This is a genomic window from Pseudomonas sp. R62 (assembly GCF_000257605.1).
Lineage (GTDB): Bacteria > Pseudomonadota > Gammaproteobacteria > Pseudomonadales > Pseudomonadaceae > Aquipseudomonas > Aquipseudomonas atacamensis.
The window spans coordinates 1,299,756-1,303,238 of record NZ_JH635999.1; the positions used below are offsets into that span (position 1 = coordinate 1,299,756).

At 60.1% G+C, this 3,483-nt stretch carries 3 protein-coding genes; 1 reads left to right on the plus strand and 2 read right to left on the minus strand.

Annotated features, from left to right (window positions below; genetic code table 11):
* Positions 1-279: fe2+ zn2+ uptake regulation protein (locus OQK_RS24015; protein ID WP_016774656.1), on the minus strand; the 279-nt coding region annotated here is incomplete at its 3' end.
* A gap of 243 nt (positions 280-522) precedes the next feature.
* Here OQK_RS24015 and pvdQ point away from each other — a divergent pair.
* A complete protein-coding gene (gene pvdQ / locus OQK_RS24020; RefSeq protein WP_016774657.1) occupies positions 523-2,862 on the plus strand; it encodes a bifunctional acylase PvdQ in 2,340 nt (779 codons plus the stop codon).
* Between the two features lie 52 nt (positions 2,863-2,914).
* Here pvdQ and OQK_RS24025 read toward each other — a convergent pair.
* The coding region (locus tag OQK_RS24025; protein ID WP_016774658.1) for a FecR family protein at positions 2,915-3,483 on the minus strand (569 nt) is incomplete at its 5' end.

The window sequence follows — 3,483 nt, forward strand, 5'->3', positions numbered from 1 at the left end:
TTCGCGCACGCTGAGAAAGGACAACGGCACGTCCAGATCGAGCAACTGGCTATGCACGCCACGTACGCCCAGGCGACGATTGCTCTGTGCCGCCACGAGCAGGGCGTCGATGACTTTCAGGCGAATCAGGCTGGTGCGCAGGCCGAAACTCTTCAGTAGCACGCGAATACGCTCGTTGCCCGGACGCTCGCCGCGCTGGGTGAAATTGCCGGTGTGCGAACCCATGGAAACGCCCTGTGGCGTCTGGCTACCGTCCGTTGGTAGTTGCGAGTTGTACATGCGATTACTCCTTTTCAGAGCCAGATCGGGAAAGGTTTTGTTGCGCTCTCTAAACAAGACGTTTCAGCACGACAAATCATGAAAGAAAAGATGTAGAAATTTCGTCGGAAATTCGTCCCGGCCTTGTGATGCCGGCCTCGTGCCGAAGGATTGCCCGCTAAATTTTTTTCCTCAGCTTCGTTTCTTCGACAGGCTCATTGCGCGTGGACGCAGGGGCAATCGACCTTTCGATCAGGAGCAAGCGTGATTATTTCCAGGCAACTCACCGGGCTGGCCCTCGCCAGCACCTTGTTCGGACTGAGCCTGTCGGCCCATGCACTGAGCCCGGCTGCACAAACCAGCGCCGATATTCGCCGCACCAGTTTCGGCGTGCCGCACATTCGCGCCGAGAACGAACGCGGGCTGGGCTTCGGCATCGGTTACGCCTACGCCCAGGACAATCTGTGCCTGCTGGCCAACGAGATTGTCACGGTCAACGGTGAGCGCTCACGCTACTTCGGCCCGGAGCAGTTCACTGTCGAACAACGGGAAAACCGCGTCAGTGATGTGTTCTTCACCTGGCTCAATACTCCAGAAGCGGTCGAAACCTTCTGGCAGGCGCAACCGACGCAGGTCCGCGACCTGGTCGAGGGTTATGCCGCCGGATACAACCGCTATCTGGCCGAACGGCGCCAGCAGGGATTGCCGCAGCAATGCCAGGGCGACTGGGTACGCGATATCAGTGCCGAGGATCTGGTCAAACTGACGCGGCGCCTGTTGGTGGAAGGCGGGGTCGGGCAGTTCGCCGAGGCTCTGGCCGGCGCCACGCCGCCGCAAGCGACCGCACAGGTCAAGCACGACGCCGAGGCGTTCCAGTTGGCCGACGCCCGTCAGCAACGTTTCGCCCTGGATCGCGGCAGCAACGCCGTGGCAGTCGGCAGCGAGCGTTCGTTCAACGGCCGTGGCATGTTGCTGGCCAACCCGCATTTCCCATGGGTCGGCGGCATGCGTTTCTATCAGATGCACCTGACCATCCCCGGCAAGCTTGATGTCATGGGCGCGGCATTGCCGGGTCTGCCAATGATCAACATCGGTTTCAACCAGCATCTGGCCTGGACCCACACTGTCGACTCGTCGAAACACTTCACCTTGTATCGCCTGCAACTCGATCCAAAGGATCCGACCCGCTACCTGCTCGACGGCAAGTCGCTGCCGCTGAACAAACAGACGGTTACCGTGCAGGTCAAGCAGGCTGACGGCCAGGTCGTGCCGGTGAAACGCGATATCTACAGTTCGCAGCTCGGCCCGATCGTGCAATGGCCGGGCAAGCTCGACTGGGATAAGCAATATGCCTACAGCTTGCGCGATGCCAACCTCGACAACGATCGCGTGCTCAAGCAGTGGTACGCGATGAACCAGGCCAGCAATCTCAAGGATCTGCAAGACGCCGTGCACACGATCCAGGGCATCCCGTGGGTCAACACTCTGGCGGTGGATGACAAGGGTCAGACGCTGTACATGAACCTGTCGGTGGTACCGAACGTCAGCGCGGACAAACTTGCCAAGTGCAGCGACCCACGCCTCGGTCTGCGCATGATTGTCCTCGACGGTTCCAGCAGCGGCTGTGCCTGGGATGTCGATCCGCAAGCCGCGCAGCAGGGCATCTTCGCCTCCAGCCAGTTGCCGCAATTGCTGCGCAGGGATTTCGTTCAGCACTCCAACGACTCGGCATGGCTGGCCAATCCGGCTCAACCGCTCACCGGCTATTCACCGCTGATCAGTCAGGAAGGACAACCGCTGGGCCTGCGCTCACGGTTCGCGCTTGATCGTTTGGGTGAGCTGAGCAAAAAAGGCCCACTGGCGATCAAGGATCTGCAGCGCATGGTCATGGACGATCAGGTCTATCTGGCCACGCAGGTCATGCCCGATCTGCTGAAGTTCTGCGGCGCCGACCTGGGCAGCGATACCGCGTCACTCAAGTCTGCGTGCGCCAGCCTCAAGGCGTGGGACGGCCGCGCCAATCTGGATTCCGGGCTCGGTCTGGTGCATTTTCAGAACATCATGCAGGCGCTGCTTGAATCAGCCGATATCTGGCGTGTTGCATTCAATCCGGCAGATGCGCAAAACACTCCTCGCGGCCTGGCCATCGAGCAGCCTGCCGTCGCCAAAGCACTGCGTGAAGCGATGCTGGCGTCGGTCGAGCGGGTCGGCAAAATGGGCCTGAAACCCGACACGCGCTGGGGTGACATCCAGGTAGTCAGCAGTGGCGGGCAGCAAACGCCGATTCATGGCGGGCTGGGGACGCTGGGCATTTACAACGCGATGCAGAGCGTGCCCCGTGAGGATGGCAAACTTGAAGTGGTCAGCGGCACCAGCTATCTGCAAGTGGTGAGCTTCGACGAACAAGGCCCGCATGCCCAAGGGCTGCTGGCGTTCTCGTTATCCAGTGATCCGATGTCAAGGTACTCGCGGGATCAGACTGCAGCGTTTTCGAAGAAACAGTGGAGTGTCCTGCCGTTCACCGAACAGCAGATCCAGGCGGATCCGCAATATCAGGTGCAGACGATCAAGCAGGATCAGGCAGGGAAGGTGGCAGCGCAGTAAACAGTCACCCCCTGAAACAAATGAAGGCCGCCTCCCGCAAGGGACGCGGCCTTCAGCTTTTCGGCGGGCGTTGCGGCATCGAATTGATCACCGGATTGCCTTCCTTGTTCCGGGTCAGGTAGACCGGCAGCACTTTCGGCAGGCTGTTGGGGAGGTTGTTCATCTCTTTGATGTTGTAGACACCGCCCACGCGGATCGCGCCGGTACTGGTGTCGGCCAGCATCAACGGCTTGTCCAGGTAACGGTTGATCAAAGGCAGGGCGTCGTGCAGCGCAAGGTTGTCCAGTATCAGTCGGCCGCTGCGCCACGCCAGCGAGGTATCGCCGGGGTAGGTCTGGCTGATTTGCGGTGCGTAATCGCCATGTCGGTAGCGTGCCTGCATCGAAGGACTCAGGCGCAGGCCGTCGCCCGGCAGATCGCGATTGCTGCTCACCAACACCGAACCTTCGATCAGATTGACCCGAACCTGATCTTCATACATCCAAACGTTGAATCGGGTACCGGTCACGCGGATCTTGCCATCGCCGGCGCGCACCACGAACGGATGAGACGCGTCATGGCTGACATTGAAAAACGCCTCGCCCTTGTTCAGAGTGGCGCGACGTTCATTCTTGTAATTGC